This window comes from Streptomyces sp. RP5T, from assembly GCF_003933965.1.
Classification (GTDB): domain Bacteria; phylum Actinomycetota; class Actinomycetes; order Streptomycetales; family Streptomycetaceae; genus Streptomyces.
Window position 1 is genome coordinate 1 of record NZ_RSAJ01000586.1, and the last position, 5,093, is coordinate 5,093.

Annotated in this window: 5 protein-coding genes and 1 pseudogene; 1 reads left to right on the plus strand and 5 read right to left on the minus strand. The window is 72.5% G+C overall.

Annotated features, from left to right (window positions below):
• The 5 genes from EHS43_RS36895 to EHS43_RS36915 all read right to left on the minus strand — a co-directional run.
• Positions 1 to 1,392 (minus strand): glycoside hydrolase family 3 protein (locus EHS43_RS36895; protein ID WP_148104185.1); only part of this gene is annotated, 1,392 nt, incomplete at its 3' end.
• A gap of 76 nt (positions 1,393 to 1,468) precedes the next feature.
• Positions 1,469 to 1,876, minus strand: coding sequence for a peptide-methionine (R)-S-oxide reductase MsrB (gene msrB / locus EHS43_RS36900; protein ID WP_125194975.1), 408 nt, complete (start codon positions 1,874 to 1,876; stop codon positions 1,469 to 1,471).
• A gap of 13 nt (positions 1,877 to 1,889) precedes the next feature.
• Entirely contained in the window at positions 1,890 to 3,281 is a 1,392-nt protein-coding gene (gene murC, locus EHS43_RS36905) for a UDP-N-acetylmuramate--L-alanine ligase (RefSeq protein ID WP_125194977.1), read from the minus strand.
• 44 nt (positions 3,282 to 3,325) lie between these two features.
• Positions 3,326 to 3,781 (minus strand): indole-3-glycerol phosphate synthase, encoded by a 456-nt coding sequence (locus EHS43_RS36910; protein WP_125194978.1) that lies wholly within the window; start codon positions 3,779 to 3,781, stop codon positions 3,326 to 3,328.
• Between the two features lie 171 nt (positions 3,782 to 3,952).
• A complete protein-coding gene (locus EHS43_RS36915) occupies positions 3,953 to 4,750 on the minus strand; it encodes a pyrimidine reductase family protein (RefSeq protein WP_125194980.1) in 798 nt (265 codons plus the stop codon).
• A 37-nt stretch (positions 4,751 to 4,787) separates the two neighbouring features.
• On the opposite strand from EHS43_RS36915, the pseudogene EHS43_RS36920 reads away from it, so the two are divergent.
• Positions 4,788 to 5,093: pseudogene (locus tag EHS43_RS36920) on the plus strand (cell division protein ZapE); the annotation flags it as partial.

Consider the following 5,093-nt stretch of genomic DNA (forward strand, 5'->3'; position numbering starts at 1 on the left):
CGGCAGCCCCGTGGCGACCTGAACCGCCCCGGGGCGCCGGGCGACCAGCAGATCCCTCAGCCGCTTCTGCCAGGGATACAGCCCCGCGTCACACGTGGCCACGACCAGCGGCGCATCTCCGGCCTTGGCCAGAATCACGTCGACGAGCGCGGAAGAATCAACCGGCTCCCCGGCCACCGCCGTCCCCGTGGCCGTCGGATCGACGGCCAGCACCTCGGTCAGCAGATCCTCCCCGCCCCAGTTCAGCGCGGGGTGAGGCGCCGGGAACAGGTCCACAACGTGTGCCCCGCGCACTCCCACCGGAGCACCCCGCACGGCTCGACGCGCCGCCTCCAGCCCGGCCCCCGCGTCCCACGGGGCGACCTCGTCGGCCGGCGTCGCATACCGCTCGACCAGCCGCTGCACCCGCCCGGCGGCCTCCCTGACCCGCTCCTCGGCCAGCGTCCCGTCCCGCAGCGCCTCCAGCACGGCGTCCCGGCATTCGAGGGTGACGCCCAGATCGGGTACGGCGACGATGACCTGGTCGGCCCCGGCGGCAAGGGCGATCCGCGCTCCCGCGGCCTCCCCGTACCGGTCCGCGATCGCCTTCATCTCCAGCGCGTCGCTGACCAGCACCCCGTCGAAGTCGAACTCGTGCCGCAGCAGGTCCCCGAGGATGCGCCGGCTGAGCGTGGCCGGCCGGTTGGCGTCCAGTGCCGGGAACACGACGTGCGCACTCATCAGCATCGGCACCCCGGCGGCGATCGCGGCCCGGAACGGGGCGAGGTCCAGCTCGTCGTACGGCCGCGGGTCGACGGCGAGTTCGTGGTGGCTGTCGGTGAGCGTGCCGCCGTGCCCCGGGAAGTGCTTGGCGCAGGAGGCCACACCCCGCGCCTCGGTGGCCGCGATCCAGGCGCCGAGGTGCCGGGACACCAGGGCGGTGTCCTCGCCGAAGGCGCGCGTGCGCACGATCGGGTTGCCGGCCTGCCGCTGGACGTCGGCGACCGGGGCGTAGGAGGCGGTGATGCCGAGGGTGGCCAGGTGTCCGGCCAGCGCGTCGGCGCAGCGGGCGGTGAGGTCCGGGTCGTCGACGACGCCGAGCGCGTAGGAGCCGGGGACCTCGGGGGCGCCCGCGGCCACCAGGTGCCCGATGCCGCCGCCCTCGTTGTCGATGGCGACCAGCAGGTCGGGGCGCAGTGCCCGCAGGGTGTCGGTGAGCCGGCGCACCTGCTCGGCGTCGCGCACATTGCGGGTGAACAGGATGACCCCGCCGAGCCCGCGGTCGATGAGCCGCTTCAGGGTGTCGGGGACGGCCGTGGTGCCTTCGAACCCGGCGACGAGACAGCGGTGGGCCGCCTCGTCCAGGTCGACGGGGAGGGCGGTGCGGGCGGACGGGCGCTCGGTGTGGGTCACCCCCGGAATCCTCTGGCTCGCTCAGCCGAAAGTCAACAGACCAATGGTTCGGTCATTCATCCCGGGGGTGGTGGTGTCAGCCCTCGTCCGCCGTCAGCCGCAGCGAGATGCTGTTGATGCAGTACCGCTGGTCGGTCGGGGTCGGATACCCCTCACCCTCGAACACGTGCCCGAGGTGAGACCCGCACCGGGCACACCGCACCTCCGTGCGCACCATCCCGTGCGAGCGGTCCTCGATCAGCTCGACCGCGTCGGTGTCCTTCGGGTCGTAGAAGGACGGCCACCCGCAGTGCGACTCGAACTTCGTGGTGGAGGTGAACAGTTCGGCACCGCAGGCGCGACAGGAGTACACGCCGGTGGTCTTGGTGTCGGTGTACTCACCGGTGAACGCGGGTTCCGTCCCGGCCTGACGGAGTACGGCGTACTCGGCCGGAGACAGCTCCGCACGCCACTGCTCGTCCGGCTTTTCGACGTCGTACGACATGAAGCTCAGCCCCTTACTTCGCGAGACGGTCCAGGATCAGCGGGCCGAGGTCGGTGACATCGCCCGCGCCCATGGTGAGAACGAGATCACCCGCCTTCGCCATTCCCGCGACCGTCTCCGGCACGTCCGCCTTGTCGTGGACCGGCGTCACGTCCGCGCCCGCGGCCCGCGCCGCCTCGATGATCAGCTCGCTCGTCACCCCGGGGATCGGGTCCTCACGGGCCGGGTAGATGTCCAGGACGACCGAGCCGTCCGCGAGCGCCAGCGCCGCGCCCATCTCCTTGCCGAGCTCCTGGGTCCGCGAGAACAGATGGGGCTGGAAGACGACGAGGATGCGGGCGTCCCCGGCGGCGGCGCGCATGGCCTCCAGGTCCGCGGTCATCTCGGTGGGGTGGTGGGCGTAGGAGTCGACGACCTGCACCCCGGCCGCCTCGCCCTTGAGCTGGAGGCGCCGCTTGACGCCGGTGTACGCGGCCAGTGCCGGCGCCAGTTCGGCGGCGGGGACGCCGAGGGCCACCCCGGCGGCGAGGGCGGCGACCGCGTTGTGCGCGTAGTGGCGGCCGGGCACGGAGACGGCGAAAGTGAGCTCCGCGCCGTCGAGGAGGACGGTCACCTCGCTCTTCAGGCCCTGCGGCACGACCGACAGGACCCGCACGTCGGCGTCCTCGGCGTCGCCGTACGTCACCACGCGCACGCCCGTCGCCGTGACGCGGCGGGTCAGCTCACGCGCCCCCTCGTGGTCCGCGTTGACGACCAGCGTGCCGCCCTTGGCGATGCGGTCCACGAAGGTCTCGAAGGACTCGTAGATCTCGTCCATCGAGGCGTAGTTGGCGTGGTGGTCGAGCTCGACGTTGAGGACGATCGCGACCTCGGGGGCGTACTTGTGGAAGCTGCGGTCGCTTTCGTCCGCCTCCGCTACGAAGATCTCGCCCTCGCCGTGCAGGGCGTTGGAGCCGGGGGCGTCCAGGTCGCCGCCGATGGCGTACGACGGCTCAAGGCCCAGCTCGGACAGGGAGACGGCGAGCATCGAGGTCGTGGTCGTCTTGCCGTGCGTGCCGGCGACCGCGATCGGCCGCAGGCCGTCCATCAGCGAGGCGAGGGCGTCGGACCGGTGCACGACGGGGATGCCGAGTTCGGCCGCGCGGGCCAGCTCGGGGTTGTCGGCCCGGATCGCGGAGGAGACGACGACACAGGTGGCGTCGGCCGCCAGATGCTCGGCAGCGTGCCCGATGTGCACGGTCACGCCGAGCGCGCGCAGGGCCTCGGCGGTCGCCGACTCCTTGGCGTCGCTGCCGGCCACCTTCGCCCCGCGCTGCGCGAGGATCTTTGCGATCCCCGACATCCCGGCCCCACCGATCCCGATGAAGTGCGGTCGGTCCATGGCGGTAGGAAGGCCGGGTGCCATGCGTGTGTCTCCCCAAAGTGGTGCGGTACGGATGCGGGGCCAGCCTATGCCTTGCTGTGCGAGAACAGCTTCAGCACCGGTACGCCCACCTTGTGGCGGGCCCGGGACGCCCAGTCGCGGTGGAAGAACTCCTCCACGTAGTGGGGATCGGTCAGGACGATCACCTCGTCCGCGCCGATCTCGTCGACCAGGGACTTCAGCGCGTCCAGCGGGTGGTTCTCGATCAGACGCCCCTCCGCCTCGCTCCCGGAGGCTCTGAGCGCCTGGAGGGAGACCTCCAGAGCGCGCTCCCCCACGCCCTTCGCGGCGTCGCCCTCGGGCGTCTCCCGCTCCCGTACGGCCTCGTCCAGCTCGCCCAGCGCCACGTCGTCGATGGCCCGCAGCAACCGGTCGGCCTGGTCCCCGCGCGGCTGGAGCAGCACGTGGAACGCGACCGACTCGTCACCGTGCAAGGTGGTGACGAACTCCACGTCGGCGGACGTCAGAGCCTTCTCGATCATCAAAACGCTTGTGAACACCGGGCGTCCCCTTCTCTGTGCGCTGCGGAAACCATCCTGCCCCGTGATCGCACGGGTACTGCCGGATTCAGTGTGCCCGCCGGAAATCAAACGGAACGACAGATTCCGCCGATGTCGGCCCCGGCGGCACCGATCGGGCCCGCTCCCCGGCGGTCAGGCCCTGCGATACCTGCTGAAGAGGAATCCGTCCTCCTCCAGCAGGGAGTCCAGTGCGAACCGCGCCGGTACGGCCACCGACGGCCCCCCGGCGATCCGCTGCGCGTCGCCCGCGGTGAGCATCGGCGACACCGTCAGACAGAGCTCGTCGAGCACCCGGGCGGCCACCAGCTGCCCGAGCAGCCGGGGGCCGCCCTCGGTCAGCAGCCGGGTGTGTCCCAGTTCGGCGAGCGCCCGTACGGCCCGCGCGGGGTCCACGCCGACCCCGTCCCCGGCGGTCACCACCCGCGCGCCCGCCTTCTCCGCGGCGGCGATCCGGTCCGGGGCCGCCGCGGCGCCGGTGAGGATCAGCGTGGGCACCAGGGGCGAGGTGTAGAGCGGGAGGGAGAAGTCCAGGTCCAGGCTCGCGGTGACCACCGCGATCGCCGGAACCGGGCCCTGTCCGGCCGCCTCCCGCAGCGCCGCGAACTCGTCCCGCACGCGTGCGGGCCGGTACCCCTCCTGGCGGACCGTTTCCGCACCGGCGATCACCACGTCCGCCAGGGCCCGCAGCGTCCCGAAGATCCGCATGTCGGCCGCGGTGGAGATGGGCTGCGACCGGCCCTCGTGCTGGGCCGCCCCGTCGAGGGTGGAGACCATGTTGGCGCGCAGCCACACCTGTGGGGTCCCGGGACCGGGCCCGAGCTCGGGGTAGGCGTAGGCGGCGGCCAGTTCGGCGAGGCTCCAGTCGCCTCCGGCCTCCCCCTCGGGGTTCCGGGGCGCTGTCTGGTCGGTCACAGGGAACAGGCGTCGCATGCCGTGCAGTGTGGCACGACCCTTAGCATGGTGAACCGTGTCTACTTCTCCCGCCGCGTCCGGTTCCGGTTCGATGACCGACACCGCCCCGCCCTCCCTGTGCGAGCGCGAGCCGCACGTCCCCGCGGACCGGCTGGTCGCCGAGATGGTGCCGCCGCCGCGGTTCGACGCGGTGCGTTTCGACACGTACATCCCGGACCCGGACCAGCCCAGCCAGACCGACGCCGTCCGGGTCCTGGAGGGCTTCGCGGCGGGCCTCGGCGGCGCGCACGCGGCCGGTGGCGGCAGGCGCGGCTTCCTCGGGTTCGGCAGGGCCAAGGGGCCGAAGTCCCCGGCGGGCCCC